Origin of the sequence: Helicobacter cappadocius, from assembly GCF_030688855.1 — a bacterium.
In the GTDB taxonomy this organism is placed as follows: domain Bacteria; phylum Campylobacterota; class Campylobacteria; order Campylobacterales; family Helicobacteraceae; genus Helicobacter_J; species Helicobacter_J cappadocius.
Genome location: NZ_JAUYZK010000003.1, coordinates 24,552 through 50,107 on the forward strand (window position 1 = coordinate 24,552; position 25,556 = coordinate 50,107).

The 25,556-nt window shown below is 34.1% G+C and carries 28 protein-coding genes and 1 tRNA gene; 26 read left to right on the plus strand and 3 right to left on the minus strand.

The genetic code is table 11. From position 1 onward, the window contains the following. Positions 1-31: 31 nt before the first annotated feature. Positions 32-1,159 carry an outer membrane family protein gene (locus tag Q5I06_RS02570; protein ID WP_305517625.1) on the minus strand — a complete coding sequence of 376 codons (1,128 nt, stop codon included), beginning with the start codon at positions 1,157-1,159 and terminating at the stop codon, positions 32-34. Between the two features lie 184 nt (positions 1,160-1,343). On the opposite strand from Q5I06_RS02570, the gene Q5I06_RS02575 reads away from it, so the two are divergent. From Q5I06_RS02575 to hemB, 13 genes are all read left to right on the plus strand, one after another. Further along, positions 1,344-2,207 (plus strand): DnaJ C-terminal domain-containing protein, encoded by an 864-nt coding sequence (locus tag Q5I06_RS02575; protein ID WP_305517626.1) that lies wholly within the window; start codon positions 1,344-1,346, stop codon positions 2,205-2,207. Positions 2,208-2,217: 10 nt separating this feature from the next. After that, positions 2,218-2,580, plus strand: a complete 363-nt coding sequence (locus tag Q5I06_RS02580; RefSeq protein WP_305517627.1) for a heat shock protein transcriptional repressor HspR — start codon at positions 2,218-2,220, stop codon at positions 2,578-2,580. Between the two features lie 10 nt (positions 2,581-2,590). Beyond that, positions 2,591-3,769 carry a replication-associated recombination protein A gene (locus Q5I06_RS02585; protein ID WP_305517628.1) on the plus strand — a complete coding sequence of 393 codons (1,179 nt, stop codon included), beginning with the start codon at positions 2,591-2,593 and terminating at the stop codon, positions 3,767-3,769. A gap of 62 nt (positions 3,770-3,831) precedes the next feature. Further along, positions 3,832-4,707 (plus strand): hypothetical protein, encoded by an 876-nt coding sequence (locus tag Q5I06_RS02590; protein ID WP_305517629.1) that lies wholly within the window; start codon positions 3,832-3,834, stop codon positions 4,705-4,707. Positions 4,708-4,759: 52 nt separating this feature from the next. Beyond that, positions 4,760-5,275, plus strand: coding sequence for a 3-isopropylmalate dehydratase small subunit (locus Q5I06_RS02595; protein WP_305517630.1), 516 nt, complete (start codon positions 4,760-4,762; stop codon positions 5,273-5,275). Continuing rightward, positions 5,272-6,345: a 3-isopropylmalate dehydrogenase gene (gene leuB, locus Q5I06_RS02600; protein WP_305517631.1), complete on the plus strand. Its 1,074-nt coding sequence runs from the start codon at positions 5,272-5,274 to the stop codon at positions 6,343-6,345. The genes Q5I06_RS02595 and leuB overlap by 4 nt, the downstream gene beginning before the upstream one ends. After that, positions 6,345-6,596: a tetratricopeptide repeat protein gene (locus Q5I06_RS02605; protein ID WP_305517632.1), complete on the plus strand. Its 252-nt coding sequence runs from the start codon at positions 6,345-6,347 to the stop codon at positions 6,594-6,596. The genes leuB and Q5I06_RS02605 overlap by 1 nt, the downstream gene beginning before the upstream one ends. Further along, positions 6,587-6,853, plus strand: a complete 267-nt coding sequence (locus Q5I06_RS02610) for a CiaD-like domain-containing protein (protein ID WP_305517633.1) — start codon at positions 6,587-6,589, stop codon at positions 6,851-6,853. Before Q5I06_RS02605 ends, Q5I06_RS02610 begins: the two co-directional genes overlap by 10 nt. Before the next feature lie 301 nt (positions 6,854-7,154). After that, positions 7,155-7,835, plus strand: a complete 681-nt coding sequence (gene arsR / locus Q5I06_RS02615; protein WP_305517634.1) for an acid response regulator transcription factor ArsR — start codon at positions 7,155-7,157, stop codon at positions 7,833-7,835. A gap of 1 nt (position 7,836) precedes the next feature. Then, complete coding sequence (locus Q5I06_RS02620; protein ID WP_305517635.1) at positions 7,837-9,093, plus strand: ArsS family sensor histidine kinase; 1,257 nt, start codon at positions 7,837-7,839, stop codon at positions 9,091-9,093. A gap of 62 nt (positions 9,094-9,155) precedes the next feature. Then, positions 9,156-10,559, plus strand: a complete 1,404-nt coding sequence (purF, locus tag Q5I06_RS02625; RefSeq protein ID WP_305517636.1) for an amidophosphoribosyltransferase — start codon at positions 9,156-9,158, stop codon at positions 10,557-10,559. Beyond that, complete coding sequence (gene mnmL / locus Q5I06_RS02630; protein WP_305517637.1) at positions 10,556-11,521, plus strand: tRNA modification radical SAM protein MnmL/YtqA; 966 nt, start codon at positions 10,556-10,558, stop codon at positions 11,519-11,521. The genes purF and mnmL overlap by 4 nt, the downstream gene beginning before the upstream one ends. A 10-nt stretch (positions 11,522-11,531) precedes the next feature. Continuing rightward, on the plus strand, positions 11,532-12,506 hold the full coding sequence (gene hemB / locus Q5I06_RS02635) for a porphobilinogen synthase (RefSeq protein ID WP_305517638.1): 975 nt from the start codon (positions 11,532-11,534) through the stop codon (positions 12,504-12,506). On the opposite strand, the gene Q5I06_RS02640 is transcribed toward hemB, so the two are convergent. Continuing rightward, a complete protein-coding gene (locus Q5I06_RS02640) occupies positions 12,503-13,117 on the minus strand; it encodes a hypothetical protein (protein WP_305517639.1) in 615 nt (204 codons plus the stop codon). The two genes, hemB and Q5I06_RS02640, sit on opposite strands and share 4 nt — an antisense overlap. 140 nt (positions 13,118-13,257) lie before the next feature. On the opposite strand from Q5I06_RS02640, the gene Q5I06_RS02645 reads away from it, so the two are divergent. From Q5I06_RS02645 to Q5I06_RS02685, 9 genes are all read left to right on the plus strand, one after another. Then, positions 13,258-13,992, plus strand: coding sequence for a YebC/PmpR family DNA-binding transcriptional regulator (locus Q5I06_RS02645; RefSeq protein WP_305517640.1), 735 nt, complete (start codon positions 13,258-13,260; stop codon positions 13,990-13,992). A gap of 18 nt (positions 13,993-14,010) precedes the next feature. Further along, entirely contained in the window at positions 14,011-15,072 is a 1,062-nt protein-coding gene (gene wecB, locus Q5I06_RS02650) for a non-hydrolyzing UDP-N-acetylglucosamine 2-epimerase (protein WP_305517641.1), read from the plus strand. After that, positions 15,033-16,016 carry a Gfo/Idh/MocA family protein gene (locus tag Q5I06_RS02655; RefSeq protein WP_305517642.1) on the plus strand — a complete coding sequence of 328 codons (984 nt, stop codon included), beginning with the start codon at positions 15,033-15,035 and terminating at the stop codon, positions 16,014-16,016. Before wecB ends, Q5I06_RS02655 begins: the two co-directional genes overlap by 40 nt. Then, on the plus strand, positions 16,013-16,582 hold the full coding sequence (locus tag Q5I06_RS02660) for an acyltransferase (protein WP_305517643.1): 570 nt from the start codon (positions 16,013-16,015) through the stop codon (positions 16,580-16,582). Before Q5I06_RS02655 ends, Q5I06_RS02660 begins: the two co-directional genes overlap by 4 nt. Next, the gene (locus tag Q5I06_RS02665) at positions 16,579-17,667 is read left to right on the plus strand and encodes a DegT/DnrJ/EryC1/StrS family aminotransferase (protein WP_305517644.1); all 1,089 of its coding nucleotides are present in this window, start codon (positions 16,579-16,581) and stop codon (positions 17,665-17,667) included. Before Q5I06_RS02660 ends, Q5I06_RS02665 begins: the two co-directional genes overlap by 4 nt. Next, positions 17,664-18,950, plus strand: a complete 1,287-nt coding sequence (locus Q5I06_RS02670; protein WP_305517645.1) for a nucleotide sugar dehydrogenase — start codon at positions 17,664-17,666, stop codon at positions 18,948-18,950. The genes Q5I06_RS02665 and Q5I06_RS02670 overlap by 4 nt, the downstream gene beginning before the upstream one ends. Positions 18,951-19,029: 79 nt before the next feature. Beyond that, positions 19,030-19,104 (plus strand) — tRNA-Asn (locus Q5I06_RS02675). Between the two features lie 192 nt (positions 19,105-19,296). After that, complete coding sequence (locus Q5I06_RS02680; protein WP_305520904.1) at positions 19,297-20,391, plus strand: restriction endonuclease subunit S; 1,095 nt, start codon at positions 19,297-19,299, stop codon at positions 20,389-20,391. Positions 20,392-20,573: 182 nt separating this feature from the next. Further along, on the plus strand, positions 20,574-21,014 hold the full coding sequence (locus Q5I06_RS02685; protein ID WP_305517783.1) for a copper resistance protein CopD: 441 nt from the start codon (positions 20,574-20,576) through the stop codon (positions 21,012-21,014). 30 nt (positions 21,015-21,044) lie between these two features. On the opposite strand, the gene Q5I06_RS02690 is transcribed toward Q5I06_RS02685, so the two are convergent. Further along, positions 21,045-22,751 (minus strand): ABC transporter ATP-binding protein/permease, encoded by a 1,707-nt coding sequence (locus Q5I06_RS02690; RefSeq protein WP_305517782.1) that lies wholly within the window; start codon positions 22,749-22,751, stop codon positions 21,045-21,047. A 183-nt stretch (positions 22,752-22,934) separates the two neighbouring features. On the opposite strand from Q5I06_RS02690, the gene Q5I06_RS02695 reads away from it, so the two are divergent. Genes Q5I06_RS02695 through Q5I06_RS02710 form a run of 4 tightly spaced genes read left to right on the plus strand, consistent with a single transcriptional unit; the run spans position 22,935 to position 25,555 of the window. Further along, positions 22,935-23,606: an acyltransferase gene (locus tag Q5I06_RS02695; RefSeq protein WP_305517781.1), complete on the plus strand. Its 672-nt coding sequence runs from the start codon at positions 22,935-22,937 to the stop codon at positions 23,604-23,606. Then, the gene (locus Q5I06_RS02700; protein ID WP_305517780.1) at positions 23,606-24,265 is read left to right on the plus strand and encodes an LbetaH domain-containing protein; all 660 of its coding nucleotides are present in this window, start codon (positions 23,606-23,608) and stop codon (positions 24,263-24,265) included. Before Q5I06_RS02695 ends, Q5I06_RS02700 begins: the two co-directional genes overlap by 1 nt. Continuing rightward, positions 24,258-24,488 (plus strand): acyl carrier protein, encoded by a 231-nt coding sequence (locus tag Q5I06_RS02705; RefSeq protein ID WP_305517779.1) that lies wholly within the window; start codon positions 24,258-24,260, stop codon positions 24,486-24,488. Before Q5I06_RS02700 ends, Q5I06_RS02705 begins: the two co-directional genes overlap by 8 nt. Next, complete coding sequence (locus Q5I06_RS02710) at positions 24,485-25,555, plus strand: ketoacyl-ACP synthase III (RefSeq protein ID WP_305517778.1); 1,071 nt, start codon at positions 24,485-24,487, stop codon at positions 25,553-25,555. The genes Q5I06_RS02705 and Q5I06_RS02710 overlap by 4 nt, the downstream gene beginning before the upstream one ends. Position 25,556: the final 1 nt, after the last annotated feature.

The window sequence follows — 25,556 nt, forward strand, 5'->3', positions numbered from 1 at the left end:
TGAAATTATCTAACAATTATATACAATAAAACTAAAATTTATACTGAACAAATCCTCTACCCATGATATAGTTCTTCGTATCGTTAAAATAGCCTATCGCATCGGTTTGATTAGCCATACCTAAAATACTGATTCCCAACTCTACACCCTTAATAGGTGTAAAATTAACCTTTGCTTCCCAGTTAAAAACACTTTTTCCATTAATAAAGCTTCCTCTTAATGCTCCATATATTTTTGCATAATTTGTAATATCAGCACTAGCAAATCCATAGATAGTGGTTGAATTTCCATAAAACATACCAGTTGCACGTTCAAACGGAGTATGTTGTCCAAACGCATCAATTCTATTAGCACCCTGCCCACCTCCAACAGTGCTAAGTCCAAGACCTCCTTGCATATTTCCAAGCCCTACAAGTCCTTCTAGCCATACAAGACCACTTGATCCAGAAGCACCATAATATTTTTTGTCTGCTACATACGAAAGCAGATAAATATGACTATCAAAATAAATTCCTGATTTTAGTGGTAAGTGCAAATCCACATCAATTCCAGGAGAAATAAAAACTCCGGGTGCAAAATACAAATAAGGTTTTATTTTTACAGGAGCATTAGGAATTTGAATATCCCCTTGAAATAAAATTGCCCCAGCCCAACCATACATTTTTCTAAAACCACTCAAATAATAATTTTCAACATAAGCATTTCTAAATGCCCACACAAATTTCAAAGAGATATTATCAAGCTTATCATAGCTCAGACTCAATCCTTCTGTATTGTGAGTTATCCACTGTTCATTTATCTCATATCGCCCCAAAGTCATTTTAAATTTTTCATATTGGTTGTAAAAATCCCCATAAAGTTTTGTAAATACAAATAGATCTTGTGCTCTATCAAAATCTCCCGTTTTCCCCTGATAAAGTCTAGGAACTAGCCAAGCTTCAGCCCCAACCTTATAACCCATAAATCTTTGAGATTGATAAGCCAAAGACATATTCAAATCCCCATAAGTCGGATCTTGCTTGGTTGATTGCTGAAAAAAAGCTCCTATATGACCATTTATGACACCTTTCATTAGTGCATCTTGAGGACTTTTTATATTATCTGCAAATACAATACCTCCATATATAGACAAACAGCACAAAACAAGCTTCCTTAGCATCCATATCCTTTTCTCAATTCTTGGCGAGTTAATACATTTAATTTGGCTTATTCTAGCAAAAAAAGTTCCAAAAAATTTTGAATGATTTTTATAAATAAAGTTGATTGACTTATACTAAACTTTTATGATAGAATAAAGCTTAATTTGAAATCATAAAAACACAAAAAATGATTAGGAGAAATGGATGAGCAAAAGTCTTTATGAAACACTTGGAGTCAGCGAAAATGCAAGTGCTGATGAAATTAAGAAATCTTATAGAAAACTAGCTAGAAAATACCATCCTGATATCAATAAAGAAAAAGAAGCAGAAGAAAAATTCAAGGAAATTAATGCAGCTTATGAAATTTTAAGTGATGAGAAAAAACGAGCACAATATGATCAATTTGGAGACAACATGTTTGGAGGGCAAAATTTCAGTGATTTTGCCCGAAATCAAGGAAGCGGTGGACTCAACTTAGATGATATTCTTTCTCAAATATTTGGAAACTCCGGGGGTTTTGGAGCAGGTGCAAATAGCTTTGGCTTTGGTGTAGGATTTGGCTTTGAACCTGATTTAGACGTTCAAGCAAGTCTTACAATTCCTTTTTCTACAGCTGTTCTTGGAGGCAAACAACATATCAATATGCAAAATGATAGTTTTGATATTAAAATCCCAGCAGGAATAGCAAACAACGAGACGATTCGGATAAAAGGAAAAGGAAAGGCAGGAAGAAGTGCGAGAGGCGATTTGTTGCTCAAAATCACCATAAGCGAGGATCCGCAATACACTAGAGAAAATGATGATCTTACCAAGACATTTGATTTGCCATTGAAAACTGCTCTTTTTGGAGGAAAAGTTCTCATACCAACACTTTATAAAGAAGTAAATTTAAAAATCCCTGCAAACACAAAAAATTTACAAAAATTTCGTATCAAAGAACTTGGAGTAAAAAATAGAAAAACTGGTCATATGGGAGATTTGTTCTTAAAAGCAAATATAGTTTTACCACATACAGATTCTCTTTCTGATGATCTCAAAAAAGCTCTTGAAGACCAATTACCAAACTAAAGGATAAAAAATGTATAGCTATGATGAACCTGTGTATCTTATTAGTGTAGTTGCTAAAATTTTAGAAATTCACCCACAAACACTAAGGCAATATGAGAAAGAAGGATTAATAGAACCTGGTCGCACTGATGGAAAAATGCGACTTTATTCTCAAAGAGATATAGATAAAATAAAAACCATCTTGAGACTCACTCGCGATATGGGGGTAAATCTCGCAGGAGTTGATATTATTTTACGACTCAAAGAAAAACTAGATGAACTAGATAACATCAACGAAGAACTGCGAGATAATTTACAAAAAAAGACCCAAACTTCAAACACAAGAGTAAGTGTAAAACAAAGCTCTTATGAATTGATATTGTTCAAAAAATAAGCTTATCTAGATGAAAAATTTGGCTAATCTTTTTCGTCCTAAAACCTTAGAAGAATTTGTTGGTCAAGAGCATATTCTTGGACACAAGTCTGCTTTAAAGCAAGCTCTTTTGTCAGGAAATTTTCCTCATTCATTTTTTTATGGCGTTCCTGGAACTGGAAAAACAACCTTAGCAAGACTGATCGCTGGTAAATTAGACAAACCTTTTTTACAGCTCAATGCGACAAATTTTAAGCTTGAAGAACTCAGATCTATGCTCAAGCAATACAAAAATACACTCACAAAACCTATCGTTTTCATTGATGAAGTTCATCGTCTCAACAAAGCACAGCAAGAATTTTTGCTTCCTGTTATGGAAAATCAAGAAGCCATCATCATCGGAGCAAGTACAGAAAATCCATACTACACACTCACAAACGCAATAAGATCACGATCTTTGTTATTTGAATTTTCTCCATTAAATAAAATTCAACTCTCTAGTATTCTTGAAAAAGTGTTTCAATCCTATCCTTGCCACATCACTCAAGAGGCAAAAGATTATTTGATAGAATCTAGCTCTGGGGACGCAAGAGCAATGTTAAATCTACTAGATGTTGCAATGGAATTAGAAGAGATAGATTTAGCAGCCCTAAAAATACTCCGTTCCACCAGTCTAAAAGATGGCAGCAGCGAAGATGATACTCACTACAATCTTATCAGTGCATTGATAAAATCCATTCGCGGAAGCGATGAAAACGCAGCGATTTATTATCTTGCTAGACTTATTTGTGCAGGAGAAAATCCTGAATTCATAGCAAGAAGACTGGTGATTTTATCTAGCGAAGATATTGGCAATGCAAATCCTAATGCACTTAATATCGCCACATCTACAATGTTAGCAGTTTCAAAGATAGGGTATCCAGAAGCTAGAATCATTCTTTCTGAATGCGTGATTTATTTAGCTTGTTCTCCTAAATCAAACACAGCATACAATGCAATCAATGAGGCTATGAAAGCCATTGATGATGGAGAAATTTTACCCATCCCTAAAAATATCCTTCCCAAATCCAAAGACTATCTCTATCCTCATGCTTATGGGGGTTGGGTACAACAAAAATATTTACAAAAACCACTAGAGTTTGTTAAACACACCCAAAAAGGGTTTGAAAAAACTCTCTTTGAGTGGATACAGAAAATCAAAGGCTCTTAAATAATATGCCTAAAAAATCATTCCACTTTCTTAAATGTATTTTTTTGTGTTTTGGATTATGTGTGCAAATTTTTGCAAAAGATACCAAAGATACTCCTCCTGTTTTAGATATTGATGCAACTAAAAATGGATGGAATTTAGAATTGAAAAAAATATCTTTGAACTTTACTTCAGCATCATTAAAAAATCAAGATATTTATAAAGATTTCTCAAACAATCGTATCAAGGGTGATTCTCAAATCGTCGGACAGGCGTTTGGAAATTTTCAGGCCAACTACTATGCAAAAAATTTCGTAATCTTCAACTCCCTTATTGCTGAATATGGTCGAAATATCATCTATCCTCAAAATTCTGCCAAAATCGACAATAAAACCCTAGATAGGATACTGATAGGTACTGACTATACGCAAAGAATTTGGAAAATTGATAGAATCTTAGGGGGATTTGAAGTTGGTCCTTATGTCCAATTAGGATACCAAACAGAATTCACCCCTCAAGCAGGACTCGATAGAAGAAAGATTTTACGTTTCAATACAGGTTTTAAAGTATTTGATGGAAAATATATCAAAAATCTTCACCTAAATATGTTTGGGGAAGAGGATTTTACATACAAAATACCCGTAGAGAGTATGGGGCTTGAAACGGGTCTAAATATAGAGCATAAGATCGAGGATAATGTTACCCTTACTTATCAATTTAATTTTCGTAGCTATCTCTTAAACAACTACCCCCCATCACATAATCCAGAATACGAACTAGAATTTAATGTAAAATTAGACACAAAAGTTTATAAAAATTTTTCAGTAGCCCCTTTTGTAAGTTTCTATATGCTAAAAGGAAGGTATTTCAAAGAGGTTGGAACAAATTTATTTATAGGGGTTTCAATCTCTTATAGTCAAGTTTTCATTGATGCAAAACAAAAATCAAGTGATTTTTAAATCAAACTTGCTAAAATGAATAAAAATGAACTAAAGCTACTGGAGATATAAAATGGAAAATAAGCAAAAAAATTTCGGGAAAGTTTGGAAATTTGGAAAAAATATTGATACAGACATCATCATTGCTGCAAGATACCTCAATACAAGCGATGGGAAACAACTCGCAAAACACATTATGGAAGACTCTAGGGGAGATTTTTATAACATGATTTCTAGAGGAGATTTTATTGTTGCTGATGAAAATTTTGGTTGCGGAAGTAGCAGAGAACATGCTCCTTTAGCATTAAAAGAGGCTGGGATTGCAGCGGTTTTATCTTCTTCTTTTGCAAGAATATTTTATCGCAACGCTTTTAATACGGGGCTTTTAATCTTAGAGCTTTCTCAGAACGATATTGACAGAATCTCCGAAGGAGATGAACTAGAAGTTGATTTACTCTCTAATAAAATCACTAATCACACCAAAAAAGAATATTACAACTATGCAAAAATACCTCCTTTTATGCTTGAGTTGCTGAATGCAGGAGGACTAATGCCATATGCCCAAAAACAACTCAAGGAGCAAATTTGAAAGATTATAAAATAGCCCTAATCAAAGGTGATGGAATAGGTCCTGAAGTCATCAATGAGGCACAAAAAGTTCTTGAAGCATTGAGTATCAACCAAGATTTTTCATTCCAATTTGAGGAATATTTGATGGGTGGATGTGCTTATGATAAGTATCAAAACCCTCTACCAGAAGAAACAATAAATGGATGTCTAAAAGCTGATGCAGTTTTATTTGGAGCTATTGGCGGAAATAAATGGGACAACCTACCTAGAGAACTACGACCTGAAAGTGGTCTGTTAAAACTACGCAAAAATCTTGAAGTTTTCGCAAACATACGACCTGCGATTGTTTTTGATGAACTTATAGATGCAAGTACTCTCAAAAGCGAGGTTATAAGAGGAGTGGATTTAGTCGTTGTACGTGAACTCATAGGAGGAATCTATTTTGGAGAACCCAAAGGAAGAGAAGGAAATAAGGCTTACAATACGATGGTTTATACAATAGATGAAATAAGTCGGATTGCAAAAGTTGGGTTTGAATTAGCCAGAAGTCGGAGAAAAAAATTATGCTCTGTTGATAAGGCAAATGTTTTAGATGTCAGCACACTTTGGAGAGAAGTTGTTAGCGAGATTGCAAAAGAATATCCAGATGTTGAACTTACTCATCAATATGTAGATAATGCAAGTATGCAGCTGATTTTAAATCCAAAACAATTTGATGTCATTTTAACAAGTAATTTGTTTGGTGATATTTTAAGTGATGAAGCAAGTATGCTTACAGGTTCTATCGGTCTTTTGCCTTCTGCAAGCGTAGGAGAAAAAGCGGCTTTATATGAACCTATTCACGGATCTGCTCCTGATATAGCCGGTCTTGGAATAGCCAATCCAATAGCTGCCATTTTGAGTGCTTCTATGATGTTAAAAAATACTCTTAAAGAAACAACTTCTGCTAATAAAATCCAAAAAGCGATCTCAAAAGTTCTTAAAGATGGTTATCGTACTAAAGATATTGCCTCTTTTGGCGCTAAGGAAATTTGCAGTACATCCAAGATGGGATCTCTAATCGCAGAATATGTGAAAAAGGAACAATGATGAGTTTTAGGACGATTACACTTGCAAGTATATACGAGCTTCAAGGGTTTAAAAATGAAGCTTTAGAAATATATAAAGATATTCTCAAAAAAGATCCCGACAACAAAGAAGCTCAAGATGCTTACAAGCGACTCAAAAATACATCTAAAACCTTTGAGGGGGTAAATATAAAGGCTAAAGATTTTTTTATAAAAACCTCCACTCACGAAGAATTAAAAACATTTGAAAGGTGGCTAATGCAATGGAATTAAAAGATATGATTCTTCAAACCCTTACAGAAATAGAAGAAAGTCCCAAAAACCAAGAACTTCAAATCGATGAACCTAAAAATACCACTTCTACATATCAGGAAGAATCAAGCATACTCTATGCTTTGCGTGAAAAGGCACTGGTTTTGTTTGAAGGTCTACAATCAGCTCAAGATGAAGATTTGAAAGTCAAACTTGACTTGGTTATTAATTATTTACAATATCAACTTTCCATACTTGATCAAAAACTTGGAATTTGATTAGAAAATTATTTACTAAACTAAACTAGAATGATACTGCCTATCAAAAATGAAGGTAGATGACATTAGAGTTGTCTTTAGCTAGCAGGGAGTCCCCCCCCCCCTCCCAACTCTCTGCTGGTTTAATTATTTTAAAAAACTAGATAAAGCCACCATTTCATTACCCCCCTCCCGATGATGGTCGGCTTTATCTATAGATTCTCCTAGATATAATCCTTGCTTTTTGACCTCTATATATAAGTTTATTTATTAATTTTAAGTATCATATGAGCATAATAAATATTCCTTCAGAGGTTAAAGTATGCTAGAAATACTAATGATAGAAGATGATATAGAGCTTGCAGAAATCTTGAGCGAATATCTCAAACAATACGATATAAATGTAACCAATTACGATGAACCATACACTGGAATGAGTGCGGTAGCTACGCAGCATTATGATTTACTGCTCTTAGATTTAACTTTACCCAATCTTGATGGGCTTGAAGTATGCAAAAGAGTGGCGAAACAAAAAAATATACCTATTATCATATCTTCAGCTAGAAGTGATCTTGATGATAAGGTCAAGGCTCTTGAGTATGGTGCTGATGATTATATTCCCAAACCCTACGATCCCAAGGAACTTCTAGCAAGAATCCAGTCCCTTTTGAGACGATACAATAAAAAAGGCACAAAGGATGATCAGAAAAATAAGGATTCAACCTTCAGAATAGATAAAGATAGTAGAGAAGTTTATTTCAAAGAAAAAAAATTAGAACTCACTAGAGCAGAATATGAAATCCTTACCTTGCTTATCAGTAAAAAAGGTCATGTGTTTTCCCGTGAAGCTATTGCGATAGAATCTGAATCTATCAACCCTGAAAGCTCCAACAAAAGCATCGATGTAATTATTGGTCGCTTAAGAGCAAAAATAGAAGAAGATCCAAAGAAACCTAAATATATCATTTCAGTTCGGGGCGTAGGCTATAAATTAGAATCTTAAAATGATAAAAAGTTCAATATTTTTCAAAATCACTATCTTATTTCTTTTTGCCTTATTTAGTTTTTTTGCATTTTCATTTTATTTTGTAAAATCACAGGTAGATCGCGAGGAAAGAATATCTCAAATCAAATACAACCAATTCACTACCACTATTAATCAGATTATGGCAAATAATGGAAGTATTGAATTAATAGAACGTTATCTAAAAGATCTTGGATTTGAGGTAACTTCTGAACCTGATATCAAAAAGGCTCTTCTTAATTACAACAAGCTTCCCACAAACTTCAACGGGGTATTTGCAAAAACCATTAAACTCAACAATGAAGTCTTCATTCTTTTAGAAACTCATAGTCAAGCCATCTTATACAAGGATACTTTTAAAGTATCTTATCATAGCTACTATCTTATTGCTTTTGCTGGAATGTTGCTCATATTTTTATTTATATTGGTCATCAAAAGCCTATTACCATTAAAGAGTTTACGCCGACAAATTCGTTATTTTTCGAATGGAAAACTGAATATTAACTGCAAAACAGAACAACAAGATGAAATAGGCGAACTTGCCAATGAATTTGATAACGCTATCAAAAAAATTGTAGCACTCAATGAGTCTCGAACACTTTTTTTGAGATCTATTATGCATGAACTCAAAACCCCTATCACAAAAGGCAGAATTATTGCCGAAATGGTAGAAAACCCTTTACAAAAAGAACGGCTTACTTCCGCATTTGGTCGTCTAAATACACTTATAAACCAGTTTGCAAAAATCGAACAACTCTCCTCAAAAAGCTACAATCTAAACAAAAGAGAATTTTTAGTAGATGAACTTATAGAACATACTAAAAAAATGTTACTTATTGATAAGATCAGCATAGATCCTATTGTTTTATTATCTCCAAATGACCTCATCAAAGCAGATTTTGACCTCTTTGCCATGTCTGTAAAAAATCTTTTAGACAACGCAATCAAATATGGTTCTGATGGAAAAGTAACCGTAAGCACAGATAAATATAATCTTATTATTGCCAATAAAGGTGAGCCTTTAAAAATGGATTTTAAAGAATATTTCAAGCCATATTTTAAAGATTTTTCAAAAAATTCTCACGGATTTGGACTAGGAATGTATATTATTAAAAATACCTTAGATGCACAAGGCTTCAATTTATCCTATGAATATAAAGATGATACAAACTATTTTATTATTAATGGATGTATTGTCGAGAATTATTGCGTCATTCCAAAAAACACAAAAATATAACAAATTATGATTTTATTATCAACATTATGGAATAATATTGAACAGACACTCAAGGGATTTTGATGAAAGAATGGAACGAAGAATGTGCTGTTGTCGGTATCTATAATGCCCATAATGCTTCTGTATTAAGCTATTATTCTCTTTTTTCTATGCAACACAGAGGGCAAGAAGCTAGCGGTATTAGTGCCTCAAATGGACAAAAAATATCTACCTATAAAAATAACGGGCTTGTTACAAAGGTTTTCAACAAAACAATCCTTGAAAAACTTCAGGGTAAATCTAGTATTGGTCATAATCGCTACTCCACAGCTGGAGAAGATTCTATCAACGATAGCCAACCTATTTTTGCAAAATATGGACTAGGGGAAATAGCTCTTGCACACAATGGTAATTTCACAAATGCGAAAGAAATCCGAGAATCCCTCATTCAAGAAGGGGCAATCTTTCAAAGTCATCTTGATACAGAAAATCTCATTCATCTCATTGCCAAAAGTCACCGAAATCATCTTGTTGATAGAATCAAAGATGCACTCACAAAAATACGAGGTGCTTATGCGTTGGTATTTTTGTCACGTACTAAAATGTTTGTTGTTCGAGATCAATATGGACTGAGACCTTTGAGTTTAGGTAAGATAAAAAATCCCGATGGTAGCACAGGCTATATCGTAGCAAGCGAAAGTTGTGCCTTTGATCTTATAGGGGCTGACTACATTCGAGATGTATTGCCTGGCGAAATGTTAGTTTTTGAAGGTGCTTACACAAACAATGATGTTGTTCCTCAATCTATGCAAATTTTTCCCCCTACTCCAAATCCTTGCATCTTTGAATATGTTTATTTTGCCAGACCTGATAGTAAAGTATTTGGAAAAAATGTCTATGAAATCCGCAAACAAATGGGGGTTGAACTTGCAAAAGAACATAAAATTCAAGCTGATATGGTAATCCCTGTTCCAGATAGTGGTGTTGCAGCTGCACTTGGCTACTCCAGAGAAAGCGGTATTCCCTTTGAGCTTGGAATTATCAGAAATCATTATGTTGGTAGAACATTTATTGAGCCTACTCAATCAATGCGAGAACTCAAAGTAAAACTAAAACTCAATCCTATTGCAGAGCTTATAAGCGGAAAAGATATTATTGTAATTGATGATTCGATTGTCAGAGGTACTACAAGCAAACAGATCATAAAAATCCTCAAACAAGCTGGGGCAAAAAAAATACATCTTTTTATTAGCTCTCCACCGACCATTTCTCCATGTTTTTATGGCGTGGATACACCAGATAAGTCAGATCTTATTTGTGCAAATCATAGTCTTGAAGAAGTGAGGGATTTTATCGGTGCAGATTCTTTATTTTTCCTCTCCCTTGAAGGATTGAAAAAAAGTATAAATTCAGAAGAAAATAAACGATTTTGTCAGGCCTGTTTTGATGGTCATTACATTGAAGAACTCACAGGGAGAAAAGATTGAAAAAAATACTCACTATCGGAAGATATTTCAAATCAAGGTTTGGGCAAAGGGTCAGAAAAATCCCGATTTCACTAGAAGGATTTACTTGTCCAAATATTGATGGAAGCGTGGCAAAGGGCGGTTGCATATATTGTAGAAATGAAAGTTTTTCTCCTTCTATTGCAAAACTCTCTTCTGAGAAGCCATCTGTTATGATGAATTTCAAAATGACAACCAACCCGCTCTTAAAACATCAACTTGATCAGCTAACAGAACAATTCAAGTGGCATTCAGAGTTCCACAAAGACAAGTTTGAGATTAGAAAATATCTAGTTTATTTTCAATCTTATACAAATACATATGCACCTTTTGATACCTTAAAACAACTCTATGAAAAAGCCCTCTCTTTTCCTAATGTAGTGGGTATGAGTATCGGAACAAGAGTGGATTGCGTAGAAGATGAAGTGCTTGATCTTCTTGAAGGATATGTCAAAAATGGCAAAGAAATATGGCTTGAATATGGGATTCAATCAGTCTATGACGAAACACTAAAAGCAACCAATAGAGGGCATCTCACAGATGGAATGAAAGAACTCTTTGCCAAAACAAGAAATCGCGGTATTAAACTTTGTGCTCATCTTATCTATGGACTTCCAAATGAAACTCCTGATATGATGTTACATTCCTTGCGTACAATTTTAGATTGGGGAATTGATGGCATCAAAATCCATCCATTATATGTTGTAGAGGACACCCATTTAGCAAAAATATACCAATCAGGCAAATATACCCCTATCGAACTTGAAGAATACGCTGATTTGATTGTGCAATCATTGCAAATTATTCCTACAGATGTCGTTGTTCAAAGAATTAGCGCAGGTGCTCACGATGATACACTTCTAGCCCCAAAATGGTGCTTTGACAAAAATATTCAAATGAGATATTTACGCGATAGACTAAAGGCTGTAGGCATAGAATACTAAAGGAGATAAAATGTTTAGAAGATTGAGACGATTGCGATTAAAAGAAGGATTAAGAGATCTAGTAAGGGAAACTCGATTGGATATTAGGGATTTTATTTATCCTCTTTTTGTGGTTGAAGGTGAGGGAATAAAAAATGAAATATCTTCTATGCCAGATGTATATCAAATGAGCTGTGATAATATTCTCAAAGAATGTGAGGAATTGCAAAAATTAGGTATCCATCATATTCTTTTATTTGGAATCCCCTCTCATAAAGATTCTTGCGGAAGTGAAGCTTTGAGCGATCAAGGGATTGTAGCAAAAACAATCCGTGCTGTTAAATCAAAATATCCACAGATGATAGTTACAGCTGATTTGTGTTTTTGTGAATACACCGACCACGGACATTGTGGTATTATTGATCCACATCTTAAAAGTGTCGATAATGACGCAACTTTAGAAATTTTAGGGCAACAAGCCATAGTTCTATGCAATAGCGGGGCTGATATTATTGCACCAAGCACAATGATGGATGGAATGGTGATTCATATACGTACAAGCCTTGATAAAACAGGATTTTCGCATATCCCCATTATGAGCTATTCTACAAAATTTGCAAGTGCGTATTATGGACCATTTAGAGATGTAGCTCAGTCTGCTCCAAGCTTTGGGGACAGAAAAAGTTATCAAGAAGATCCTGCAAATAGAAGAGAGGCTATTCTTGAAAGTCTTAATGATGAAGCCGAAGGAGCAGATATTTTGATGGTAAAACCAGCCTTGGCTTATTTGGATATCATTAGAGATGTAAGAGAGAGAACTCTTTTGCCTTTAGCTATTTATAATGTAAGCGGGGAGTATGCTATATTAAAAGCTGCTCAAAAAGCAGGTGTGATTGATTATGAAAAAACAATGGTAGAAACGATGATTGCATTCAAACGTGCGGGTGCAGATATTATCATTTCCTACCATGCCAAAGAAATTGCAAATTATCTAAGCAAAAACTAAAGATTAAAAAAATACATATAAGAGATTCCGTAATAGATATTCTTAAAACGTCTATTTACGGGGACATTTTTATAGACATCATTACTATATCTACCCATTGAATAAATCGGAATACCAGCACTCAATTCTATGCGATGTCTAGAGTTAATAGTGGTATTTACACCTAAGATTCCAAATATTTCATTAGAGATAATATATTCACTAGTTCTTTCATAATAACCATTAAAATAACTAACCCCTGCCACAAGACCAAAATCAAACTTCTCGCTGCTATAGTAATTGAACAAATACTCTAATCCTACCTGTGTGCCTACCCCTGAATAAAGATCAAAAGAATCAGACTTGTTTAATAACTTGATATTTGCATACCCCATTCCAAGAAATCCCAAAATTGCATTTTTTTTTGTAAAAAAATATTCTATCCCTATCTTACCTCCGATATATCCCTCATAGCCATAACGTTTTACACTCGCAACATCTCCATATTTGGAGTCATAGATGCTGTCCGTCCCCCTAGTATCAGCCCCCAATAATAATTTTAAACTATCACTTGCATAACCACTAGAAACACCAAAAATCAGAACAAACAAAACTCCTCTAAACAACTTCATATATGTTTCCTTAGATTCTTTTTAATACTAATTATAACAAAAAGACCTATCTTTAACTAAATTTTTTTGGCATAAGCTAGATAATATCGCAAAGATATACTTTTGAATTTGATATAATTAAGCAAAAAATAGGAGCATATATGGGAAGAGCATTTGAATATCGTCGTGCGGCAAAAGAAAAGCGATGGGATAAAATGAGTAAGGTTTTCCCTAAACTTGCCAAAACGATAACTGTAGCGGCAAAAGAAGGTGGAAGCGATCCAGAAATGAACGCGAAACTAAGAACGGCTATTGCTAATGCCAAAGCTCAAAATATGCCAAAAGACAACATTGACGCAGCCATAAAAAGAGCAAGTGGCAAAGATGGTGTTTTTTCTGAAGTAACCTATGAAGGCAAGGCGAGTTATGGGGTATTAATATTTATTGAATGTACAACAGACAACACCACTCGAACGGTTGCTAATATCAAAAGTTACTTTAACAAAACTCCTGGATCTTCCATGCTTACCAATGGTTCTTTGGAATTTATGTTTTCAAGAAAAAGTGTGTTTGAAATCGACAAAAAAGATATTGATGATTTGGCAATACAAACAGAGAGCTTAGAGTTAAATCTTATTGACTACGGATTACAAGAGCTTGAAAGCATTCAAACCCAAGAAGGTGAAATTCTCGTTATTTATGGCGATTATACAGATTTTGGCAAATTAAATGATGGTTTAGAATCTCTAAAAATCCCCATCAAAAAAGCCTCTTTAAAGCGGATTGCAAATACTCCGATCAATCTTAGCGTTGAACAACTAAGTGAAATTGAAAAACTCTTAGATAAAATTGAAGATGATGATGACGTACAAGCTGTCTATACAAATATAAACTAAACATTGTATAATCCCCCTATGAAAATATTGACAATACTAGGGGCTAGACCTCAATTTATCAAAGCTTCCTCCCAAAGTAAGGCATTCAAAAAATACCCTGAAATTCAGGAAATTATCCTCCATACCGGGCAACATTATGATTTTAAAATGAGTCAGGTTTTTTTTTCTGATCTTGATATTCCCAAACCAACATTTTTTCTCAAAAGTGGGGGTAAAACACATGCAAAAATGACTGGTGAAATGATGGAAGGTATCGAAAAAATTATTTTAAAAATAAAGCCTGATAGAGTGCTAGTTTATGGGGATACAAACTCAACTCTAGCAGGAGCACTCAGTGCTGCTAAATTACATATTCCAATTATCCATATTGAAGCTGGACTACGTAGTTTCAACATACAAATGCCTGAAGAAATTAACCGCATCTTAACAGACAGAATATCAAGCTTACTTTTTTGTCCTACTCAAAATGCGTATGAAAATCTGAAAAAAGAAGGATTTTTAAACTTTCCTTGCAAAATTCATATCAGTGGAGATGTGATGCTTGACTCCATCAAACAATATTCAAAATATGCAAAAAAACCAAATATTCCTCTATCAAATAATTTTGTCTTAGCTACAATTCATAGAGCTGAAAATACAAATGATATAGAAAAATTAAAATCTATTTTTGATGCTCTTGAATATATTGGCAGAGAAGTTCAAGTCATTCTTCCTCTTCATCCACGAGTAGCAAAAATACTCAAACATCAAAAAATAAACACTTCAAATATTTCATTCATAGATCCATTAGGTTATCTTGAGATGATTTGGTTACTCCAAAACACTCAAGCTGTTTTTACAGATAGTGGAGGATTACAAAAAGAAGCTTATTTTTTTTCTAAGCCATGCTTTGTACTCCGAGAAGAAAGTGAATGGGTGGAACTCACAAAAAATAATTGCAACATCTTAGTAGGTGCAGATAAAGAAAAGATTATTAGCTGTTTTGGTAATATATCTGACTTGTTTGCTAGGTCTTTTCCTAAAAATCTATTTGGTGATGGATGTGCAACAGAATTGATAGCAAAAACTATTTTGGAGTGAATATGAAATTTGGAATCATAGGCGTTGGTGGTTATATCGCACCTCGCCATCTCAAAGCCATCAAAGATACGGGCAATACTTTGATATGTGCATTAGATCCCAGAGATTCTGTTGGGATTTTAGATAGTTATTTTCCACAAACCGATTTTTTTACCGAATTTGAACGTTTCGATCGTCATATCGACAAACTCAGACGAAAAAATGAAGGGCTTGATTATATCTGTATCTGTTCTCCAAACTACCTACATGATAGCCATATACGCTTTGCCCTTAGAAGTGGAGTAAATGCTATCTGCGAAAAACCACTGGTTTTAAATACATGGAACATCGATGGACTCAAAGAGATTCAAAAAGAAAGTGGAAAAAAGATATATAATATTCTTCAACTTCGTTTGCATCCTAGTATTATCGCTCTAAAAGAAAAAGTTCAAAGAGAACTTGAACAAGATCCAAATAAAATCTATGATGTCACTCTTACTTATATTACAAGCAGAGGAAAATGGTATTTTGTATCCTGGAAAGGAGATGTGAGCAAAAGCGGGGGGATTGCTACTAATATTGGAGTGCATTTCTTTGATATGCTTTCTTATGTATTTGGAGATGTTAAAAAAAACATTGTCCATATCTCAAAACCTGATTGTATGGGAGGATATTTGGAACTCAAAAATGCTCGTGTAAGATGGTTTTTATCTATTAACAAAGATCATCTACCAAAAGAAGACAAAAGAACTTACCGTTCAGTGCTTGTTAATGATGAAGAAGTTGAATTCACTGATGGTTTTACCGATTTGCATACATTAAGCTATGAGCAAATTCTAAACGGCAAAGGTTTTACATTAGAAGATGCAATATCTTGTATAGAGATTGTCCATGACATTAGAAATATCACCCCTATAGGAATGATAGGAGATTATCATCCATTATGTCAAAAAGTCTTCAAATGAATCTTTTTATACATCATTCAAGTTTTATAGATGAAAATGTAAAAATCGCACAAGGAACTAAAATATGGCATTTTTGTCATATTTTGAGTGGTTGTGATATTGGAAAAAACTGCTCTTTTGGTCAAAATTGCGTTGTTGGTCCAAATGTTAAAATAGGCAATGGATGCAAAGTCCAAAATAATGTCAGCATCTATGAGGGTGTTGAATGTGAAGAAAATGTATTTTTAGGACCTTCGGTTGTCTTTACAAATGTTTATAACCCTAGAGCCTTTATCAATCGCAAAAATGAATTTAAAAAAACAATTCTAAAAAAAGGTTGTTCTATTGGTGCGAATGCAACCATTGTGTGCGGGATAAAGATTGGTGAATATGCTTTTGTGGGTGCAGGTTCGCTGATTAGAGAAGATGTAAAAGCATTTGCTCTGATGGTAGGTGTTCCTGCCAGGCAGATTGGTTGGGTAGATAAAGGAGGGAAAAAAATGATTTTTGATTCTAATAATATAGCCAAAGATAGCTATGATGGAAGCTATTATATCCTCAAAAATGATGAGGTATTTGAACAATGAAGATTGATTTTGCCAATCTTACTTTAGCACACCAAGAATATGCTACAGAAATCAATGTAGCTATCCAAAAAACTATAGAAAAATCTCATTTTATTATGGGAGATGAGGTTGAGCTGCTTGAAGATGAATTGAAAAACTTCACAGGTTCAAATCATGTCATCACTTGCTCAAGTGGCACTTCTGCACTCTTACTTGCACTTAGCGCAATAGGAATTGGAACTAATGATGAAGTCATTACGAGCCCTTTTAGCTTTATTGCTGCAGCTGAAATGATTGCATTTTTGGGGGCAAAGCCTGTATTTGTAGATATAGATCCCCTAACTTATCAAATAAACCCATCACTTATCACATCAGCTATTACCCCCAAAACAAAAGCAATTATTCCTGTAAGCTTATTTGGGCAACCTTCAGATATGGATTCCATTAACAAAATAGCTCAAAAACACAATCTAATCGTCATAGAAGATGGGGCACAAAGTTTTGGAGCAACTTACAAAGAGAAAAAAAGTTGCAATCTCACGCCTATAGCAACAACTAGCTTTTTTCCAGCCAAACCCTTAGGATGCTATGGAGATGGCGGGGCGGTGTTTTGCAATGATGAACACATCGCTACAAAAATCAAAAGTCTCAGGATTCATGGACAAACAAAACGTTATGAGCATTCTTATATAGGACTAGGAGCTAGACTTGACACAATCCAAGCTGCTATTTTAAGGGTAAAACTCAAATACTACCCTATTAAAATCAGTAAAAGAAATCAAGTTGCCAAACTCTATGAAAAATATCTAAAAAATAAGTCTGTAAAACTTCCTATTATTGGCGATCATATTCAAAGCGTTTATGCTCAATATAGCATTTTGTCAGCCGATAGAAACTCCCTAGAAAAAAAACTAAAACAAAATAATATTCCTTATGCTATTCATTACCCTATTGCGCTCCATCTTCAACCTTGTTTTTCCTATCTGGGTTATCAAGAAGGTGATTTTCCTATCGCGGAAAAAACTTGCAAACAAATATTAAGCTTACCTATGAATCCTTATCTGTCTGAAAATGAGATTGAATACATATCAGGAGTTATAGATTGAAATCAGATAAAATAATCGCAATTATTGGTCTAGGATATGTGGGGCTTCCTCTTGCTATTGAATTTGGAAAACTTTATCAAACAATCGGATTTGATATAGACAAAAACAGAATAAAAGAACTCTTAGAACATAAAGATAAAAACGATCAGGTTTTAAATACAGATTTTCAAGCCTCTAATCATCTATACTTCACTCACAAGCATCATGAAATCCAAAAAGCAGATATTTATATCATTACCGTTCCAACCCCCGTGGATAAATACAAAACTCCAGATATATCAGCACTTCTACAGGCCTCAAAAATAGTAGGAGAGGGACTAAAAAAAGGAAATATCGTCATTTACGAATCCACCACCTATCCCACCTGCACTCAACAAAATTGTGTCCCTGTTTTGGAAACTTCAAGCAATCTTATTTATAACAAAGACTTCTTTGTGGGATATTCACCTGAGCGAATCAACCCTGGAGATAAGCAGAACACTCTCACAAACATCAAAAAAATCACCTCGGGAAGCACAAAAAAGATCGCTGAAGAAATTGATGCACTCTATTCTTCTATCATAACAGCAGGAACCTATCTAGCACCTTCTATAGAAGTTGCTGAAGCAGCAAAGGCCATAGAAAATGCTCAAAGAGATCTTAATATTGCTTTTGTAAATGAACTTGCTATGATATTTGACAAACTTGGCATTGATACTTATGAAGTATTACAAGCTGCTAGTAGTAAATGGAATTTTTTAAAATTCACTCCCGGTCTTGTGGGTGGTCACTGCATCGGTGTGGATCCGTATTATCTCACACATATTGCTTCAAAAATGGGTTATCATCCAAAAGTCATATCTGCTGGAAGACAAATAAATGATGCTATGCCTGTATTCATCGCACAAAAAATGATAAAATTATTAGCAAAAAATTACCTAGAGATACTAAATGCAAAGATATTATTACTAGGCATCACTTTTAAAGAAAACTGTAAAGACACTAGAAATTCAAAAGTCCCTCAAGTAGCAAAAGAACTATTAGATTTTGGCTGTGATGTTCATATATGCGATCCAATAGCTGATAAAGCTGAGGTTAAAAAAACATATCAAATAGATATTTTTGATCTTCCTGAAACGTTTAAAAATGCTCAAGAAACAAAATATGATGGCATTATTCTGTGCGTTGCTCACCAAGAGTTTAAAAACATCTCCCTCCCCTTGCTTGTGCATAAAAATAGCGTGATATATGATCTAAAAGGATTTTTGGAAACTAAATCATCAGAAAATATCACTAGACTTTAAGCATCTCAGATGAAGATTTAGTGTAAAAAGCTTGACTTATATAATAAAATAGCTTATAATCACGACCTTAGTTTTATATTCCAGATTAGCTCAGCGGTAGAGTAGGCGGCTGTTAACCGCTTGGTCGTAGGTTCGAATCCTACATCTGGAGCCACATTCTTCGGATATACCACATCACTTAAAATCACTCTTATAAATTCCTAGACTTTATAATCTATAAAACCCCGCTATAAACTTCTAACAATCCGTTCGCATCTCTATCATCCCTCCTAATCTCAAATGAAACTTTTATTTTGTTTGAAAACCTCATTATGTATAATTCAATCAAAAAAACTAAAGGTTATAGATGAAAGCGATCAAAAGAATGGGGGGGGGGGATAGAGAAAGAGTAGAGTTCAAAACGCTTGGGGAAGTTTGTGAATTTTATACAGGCGTACAATTGAACAAAAACAATATGATCAAAAATGGTAAATATCCCGTGATAAATGGTGGCATAAAACCTTCAGGATATACAGATAAATACAATGAAGATGAAAATACCATCACCATCGCACAAGGTGGTTCTGCTGGATATGTGAATTTTATGACAACGAAATTCTGGGCAGGAGCACATTGTTATGTGATAAAACCAACTTATGAAGGCTTGAAAAATCGTTTTTTATATTTTGCCCTCAAATCTCAAGAATGGGATATACAAAATTCCAAACAAGGAGCAGGAATACCCGGATTAGTTCGATCCCATGTAGCTTCCATCAAAATCCCCATCCCGCCTCTACCCATCCAAGAAGAAATCGTGAAAATCCTAGATACTTTCACAGAACTAGAGGGCGAACTAGAAGCCGAGCTACAACTCAGACAAAAACAATACAAATACTACTTGAACAAACTTTTTAAACTTTATGATGATATTGAAAAAATCCCATTAAACGAGATTGCTAAAATTTCACGAGGGAAAAGAGTTATAAAAAAACAATTAACTAACGGAGGGATATATCCTGTTTATCAAAATTCTCTTACGCCAATGGGATACTACAATGAATATAATTCACAGGCAAACACAACATACATAATAAGTGCTGGATCGGCAGGTGAGATAGGTTATAGCAATATTGATTTTTGGGCAGCGGACGACTGCTTGATATTCTCAGATTTAAAAGGTATAGAAAACAAATATATTTATTATTTTTTATTGACAAAACAGAATTTTATTCGTTCAAATGTTTGGAGAGCTGGAATACCACGCCTATCAAGAACAATAATCGAACGATTAGAAATCCCCATCCCGCCTTTAGAGGAGCAGAAGAGGATTGTGGGGATATTGGATAAGTTTGATGAGCTTGTGAATGATATTTCTTTGGGGATTCCTGCGGAGATACAGATGAGGAAGAAGCAGTATGAGTATTACAGAGACAAGCTGCTTAGGTTTGAGGAGGCACTTTGATTGGGATTTTAGGGGATTTTGACGCTCAAGTAAGTGCTTGTGAAAAATGTAATAAGGTGTAGTGAAAAGTTGCTTTTATAAGCAAGGATTTGATTTATCAGATAGCACAAAATCTATTTATTATTTTATATTGCCATAGAGTTGTTTTAGATATACTCCCAAATAACCAAAAAAGGAATTCTATGCAAACAATCTACCCGTTTATCCTGATCATTCATTTATCCTGTGCCATCATCTTCTTGGGTTACTTATTTTTTGATATTGCAATATTTCCTAATGTCAAAAAAATGTTCGGAGAAGAAATCTATTTTAAAGCATCAAAAGCAATCTCTCAAAAAGGTAGTAAAATTATGCCTTTATGTGTGCTTGGACTCTTACTAACAGGAGGCATGATGATGAGTAATTATATCAATAGTGCTCAAGGGTGGTTTGATACAAATCTTCAAAAACTCCTTGTTATAAAAATATTCTTCGCTCTTGTTATTATAATGATGATACTGATATCTTTAACCTATGCTTTTATTCTAAAAAAACCAAGCCCTCTAAGAAATATCATTCATCCTCTAGCCCTCACACTGGGATTTATCATCGTGATACTAGCTAAAGCAATGTTTTTTGTATAGCTATTTGAACAAATAATCACAAGAGGCTGCTTAAGCACTCAAAGAGATATCTATTTTTTTATTGCAACGTTTGATGGTATTGAGCCTATGGGCAATAACTAAGAGTGTCTTGTTTTTTGCTACATCATATATTTCATTCATGATCTTCTCTTCAGTATCTGTGTCTAATGCGCTTGTAGCCTCATCTAATACTAAAATTTCAGGATCATCATATATGGCTCTAGCAATACCAATTCTTTGCTTTTGCCCTCCACTTAGGAGTATTCCCCCCTCGCCTACGATAGTTTCAAGTCCATTGTGTTGCTCTAAAAACTCCCAAATATTGGCTTTTTTACAAGCAGAAATAAGCTTTTCTTTGTTCATTTCGCTTCCAAATGCTACATTTTCGGCAACATTTCCATCAAAAAGATATATCGTTTGTGGAATATAACCTATTTTTTTACGCCAAGCTGGAAGATTGTGATTATCGAGTTTAAAACCATCGATAAATATTTCCCCTTTTTTTGGCTTGTATATTCCGATAATAATATCTACTAGGGTGCTTTTACCTGCTCCAGAGGGACCACAAAATGCGACCTTATCGCCCTTGTTGATGATGAGATTAAAATTTTCAATCACAGGTTTAGAATCATTATAAGCAAAACTAACATTTTTAAGCTCGATGCTTTTTTCAAATTCACAAGGTTTATTATCTTCTAGTTCTGTTTGATATGTGAGGTTTTCATAAACATTACTGAGAGCTTTTTTATAAAAACTCATCGCATTGTAGTTGGTTAAAATTTTATTTGCTGAAGGAAGTATGCGATAAAGAGCAAGCGCATACATAGAAATAATAGGAATAACTGCACTTACATCGTTGTATCTCACCAAAATATAAGCAACGCAAGAAATAAGCAAGATAAAACCAATGGTCTCTAAAAAACTTTTTGGAATGGAGTTGAGGGTTTGAAATTTTGTAAAGATATTTGCTCGATGAGAACTTGTACGTTCAAAAACTTCATAAATCTCTTTTTGATTTCCTTTGAGCTTGATAAACTTGAAGTTTCCGAAGGTTTGGGTGATAATTTTTCCAAACTGAGTTTCTATCATCGCACGTTTGTCGCCTTGCTTTTTTATTTTTTTGCTAACGGTCTTGATGATAAATAATATCTGCAATGCCATAATAACAGTGAGTACCAAAGTCATCTTCCAGCTAACCAATAAAAGCAAAACATACATCAAAGCGATCGTAAATACCTCTGCAAACATCTGCAAAAAATTCTGAATATATTGCGAGACATTCTGTGCTTCTTCTCCTACAGAGACGCGTATTTTGTCAGTATTTTTTTTTGTAAAATCAAAATAGCTAAGCTCGGTTGATTTACAAAATAATCGATAAGCAAAATAATGCGACTTGCCAAAGGCAAAACGATTAAGAGAGTAATTATAAAAAATACTATAAAAAGCCCTGAATATATAAAAAACTACCAATGCACCACTAAAAAAAAGCATAAAATTCAAAGTGCTAGAAAAGTGCATCCATTGATAAAACTTGAATGAAATAGAAGTATTTAAAATCCTATCAGGATTACTTGCAAATGTAATAAATGGCATGATGATGCTTATGCCCAACGTTTCCACTACAGAAAATACAATTGTGGCCAAAAAGAGCCATAACAAAATAATCTTATCGCGTCTTGTTATGAGATAACGAAGTTTATATAAATCGCTAGTTGAATTTTTTTTTTGTTTTTTCATTTTTCTACTTAGGGGAATTTATTTCCTATTGATAAGCGAGATTATAACCTTTTAGATTTTAAATAAACATAATAAAGCTAATCATAAAAGTTTTTTGCCTAAAGCTTTGACTATAGGTTTTTGAATGATGTTATGCTAAAATACTTACGACAAAAATACAAAACACTAAAATTCAGGTTGGAAATGGATAGTTTTTATACGACACAAGAGTTGCAAAAACTAGGCTTTAAATCACTAGGAGAAGATATTCTTTTAAGTAAAAAAGCTAGTATTTATGGTGCCCAAAACATATCTATTGGAAATAATGTACGCATTGATGATTTTGTGATTCTCTCTGGGCATATCAACATAAAAAGTCATATCCATATCGGTGCTGGAAGTATTCTTATGGCAAAAGAAGAGGGAATATATCTTGATGATTTTTCAGCCATGAGTGTGCAATGCAAGATATTAGGATCTAGCGATGACTTCAGTGGAAATGCGTTAGTGGGACCTTGCATTCCCGCAGAATATAGAAAAATCACCACTAAACCTATCAGGCTAGAGAAGTTTTCTCTGCTGGGTTGTGGCTCTACTATACTTCCAGGAGGCTCTCTTGCAGAAGGCGTAAGTGTAGGGGCTTCTAGCTTGATTATGCGTCCTACGGAGGCTTGGGGAGTATATTTTGGCATACCTGCAAAAAGAATATCAAAAAGAAACAAAAATATCTTGGATCTACATGAACAATTTCTAGCTTCTAGCAATAAAATTTACAATTCAATGGGGGGGGGGGATAAACAAACCTTAGATTCTTGCTTTGATCTTCATTCTTATTCTCCTAATTTATTTTCGATATATTCCTCAAAAGTCGCCTAATGAAAAACATCATTTTTATAGGAGCTGGAGGATTTGGAAGCGAATGCTATCAATATTTGCTTGATGTGATGAATATAGATAAGAATATCTTTTTTAAAGGATTTTTATCTACTAGTAATGATCTAGCTCCTTATGGATTGCAAAAGTATTTTTTAGGTCATTATGATGATTATGATTTTGAAGAAAATGATTATTTAGTGATTGCTATTGGAAGTCCTATTGCAAGATATAGACTCTATCATCATTTTAAATCTAAGGGATTGAAATTTTATAATCTCATTTCTCCAAAAGCTTTTATCACCCATACAAACAATATTGGTGAATGCAATGTGATCGCACCTTTTAGCACACTAGGAATCAATACCATCATCGGTCATGCAAATCTTATAGGTCCTTATTCTCTTATTGGGCATGACTGCAGAATTGGAGATTTTAATTTTGTAAGCTCATATGTTTCTTTTGGAGGGGGTGCAAGTATCGGTAATCTAAACTTCCTCGCACATAAGGCAACATTGACACCCAAAACACTGGTTCAAAACAACTGCACCATCTCTGCTAACTCTGTAGTATCTAAAAAACTCAGAGATAATTCCATTGCACTTGGCAATCCCGCAGAAACGATCGGAACTAACCCAATACAGGAGAACTATAATGTCTAAAAATAAAATCAAACAAATCATTGAGGAGCTACGTCCTGACATAGAAATACAAGATGATACAGAGTTTATCAACGATGGAATATTTGATTCTTTTGATATTGTATCTATTGTTTCTGCACTTGATAAGGAATTTGGTATTTCTATTGATGGAGGAAAGATATCTCCAGAATATTTCAATACCCTCAATGATATTACCAAGCTAGTAGAGGAAAGCAAAAAATGAATTTTAACTTTTTTGGGAAAAAAATTTCTTCAGTCATCACCATTTTGCCAGAAAATGAAAGTTGCTTTGATGATGAAATGCCTAATTATAATTTCCCTGAAAGAAAATCAAAAATTCTCAAAGAACTGATGGGCTATAATAAACATAAAATTGCCGCTGATAATCAACTCGCTTCAGATTTTATCATCGCAGGTTTTAAGCGATTGTTTGAAGATAAAGTGGTTGAGCCTGAAGATATAGATGTGTTGATTTACATCACACAATCCCCTGATTATCTAGTACCTCAAACCTCAACCATTATCCAGGATCAAATCGGACTCAAAAAAGATATTTTGTGTTTTGATCTCAATCAAGGCTGTGCAGGGTTTATACACGGGCTATTTCAAGCATTTTTTATGTTAGAAAATCCTAGCATCAACAAAGTAGCTATCGCGAACTCTGATGTTTTAAGCCACAAAGTCAATAAAAAAGATCGCAATAGTTATCCTCTTGTAGGAGATGGCGGAAGCATTGTTATTGTAGAGAGAAGTGAAATAAAAAATGAGATTTTTTGTTTTAATAAGACTTTTGGAGAAAATGCCTTAGCCATCTCTATTCCTGCAGGTGGATTCAAGCTTCCTAGCACAGATGAAACTGCCAAAGATTTTGAAGATGAAGATGGCAACATTAGAAGCTTAAACAATCTAGTAATGCAAGGTGCTTCGGTATTTAGCTTTGTTCAAGAGTATGTTCCTATAATGATAGAATCACTATTTGAAAAATCTAAACTTGAAGAAAAAGATATTGATTTTTTTATTTTCCATCAACCCAATAAATTTATGCTAGAAAAATTAGCAGACAAACTCAAAATCCCTCATGAAAAAATGCCTAATAATATCGTAGAAAATTTTGGAAATGGGAGCGGAATCACCATCCCTTTGAATATGTGCTTCAACCTAAATGACAGACTTTCTAAAGAAGGATTAAAAATCTGTTTTGGAGGTTTTGGAGTTGGATTAACATTAGCTGGAATCATTATGGATGTGGAAAAAATTCCTTATATGAATCTTATTTCTCTAAAGGACTGAT

Coding starts and splice junctions, on each gene's coding strand:
- Q5I06_RS02710 (WP_305517778.1), top strand. CDS start 24,485: ATGAATTTTAACTTTTTTGGGAAAAAAATTTCTTCAGTCATCACCATT.
- Q5I06_RS02620 (WP_305517635.1), top strand. CDS start 7,837: ATGATAAAAAGTTCAATATTTTTCAAAATCACTATCTTATTTCTTTTT.
- hemB (WP_305517638.1), top strand. CDS start 11,532: ATGTTTAGAAGATTGAGACGATTGCGATTAAAAGAAGGATTAAGAGAT.
- Q5I06_RS02660 (WP_305517643.1), top strand. CDS start 16,013: ATGAATCTTTTTATACATCATTCAAGTTTTATAGATGAAAATGTAAAA.
- Q5I06_RS02695 (WP_305517781.1), top strand. CDS start 22,935: ATGGATAGTTTTTATACGACACAAGAGTTGCAAAAACTAGGCTTTAAA.
- Q5I06_RS02700 (WP_305517780.1), top strand. CDS start 23,606: ATGAAAAACATCATTTTTATAGGAGCTGGAGGATTTGGAAGCGAATGC.
- Q5I06_RS02610 (WP_305517633.1), top strand. CDS start 6,587: ATGGAATTAAAAGATATGATTCTTCAAACCCTTACAGAAATAGAAGAA.
- Q5I06_RS02680 (WP_305520904.1), top strand. CDS start 19,297: ATGAAAGCGATCAAAAGAATGGGGGGGGGGGATAGAGAAAGAGTAGAG.
- purF (WP_305517636.1), top strand. CDS start 9,156: ATGAAAGAATGGAACGAAGAATGTGCTGTTGTCGGTATCTATAATGCC.
- Q5I06_RS02640 (WP_305517639.1), bottom strand. CDS start 13,117: ATGAAGTTGTTTAGAGGAGTTTTGTTTGTTCTGATTTTTGGTGTTTCT.
- arsR (WP_305517634.1), top strand. CDS start 7,155: ATGCTAGAAATACTAATGATAGAAGATGATATAGAGCTTGCAGAAATC.
- Q5I06_RS02655 (WP_305517642.1), top strand. CDS start 15,033: ATGTGCAACAGAATTGATAGCAAAAACTATTTTGGAGTGAATATGAAA.
- Q5I06_RS02575 (WP_305517626.1), top strand. CDS start 1,344: ATGAGCAAAAGTCTTTATGAAACACTTGGAGTCAGCGAAAATGCAAGT.
- Q5I06_RS02685 (WP_305517783.1), top strand. CDS start 20,574: ATGCAAACAATCTACCCGTTTATCCTGATCATTCATTTATCCTGTGCC.
- Q5I06_RS02645 (WP_305517640.1), top strand. CDS start 13,258: ATGGGAAGAGCATTTGAATATCGTCGTGCGGCAAAAGAAAAGCGATGG.
- Q5I06_RS02605 (WP_305517632.1), top strand. CDS start 6,345: ATGAGTTTTAGGACGATTACACTTGCAAGTATATACGAGCTTCAAGGG.
- Q5I06_RS02580 (WP_305517627.1), top strand. CDS start 2,218: ATGTATAGCTATGATGAACCTGTGTATCTTATTAGTGTAGTTGCTAAA.
- Q5I06_RS02690 (WP_305517782.1), bottom strand. CDS start 22,751: ATGAAAAAACAAAAAAAAAATTCAACTAGCGATTTATATAAACTTCGT.
- Q5I06_RS02665 (WP_305517644.1), top strand. CDS start 16,579: ATGAAGATTGATTTTGCCAATCTTACTTTAGCACACCAAGAATATGCT.
- wecB (WP_305517641.1), top strand. CDS start 14,011: ATGAAAATATTGACAATACTAGGGGCTAGACCTCAATTTATCAAAGCT.
- Q5I06_RS02595 (WP_305517630.1), top strand. CDS start 4,760: ATGGAAAATAAGCAAAAAAATTTCGGGAAAGTTTGGAAATTTGGAAAA.
- Q5I06_RS02570 (WP_305517625.1), bottom strand. CDS start 1,159: ATGCTAAGGAAGCTTGTTTTGTGCTGTTTGTCTATATATGGAGGTATT.
- Q5I06_RS02585 (WP_305517628.1), top strand. CDS start 2,591: ATGAAAAATTTGGCTAATCTTTTTCGTCCTAAAACCTTAGAAGAATTT.
- Q5I06_RS02705 (WP_305517779.1), top strand. CDS start 24,258: ATGTCTAAAAATAAAATCAAACAAATCATTGAGGAGCTACGTCCTGAC.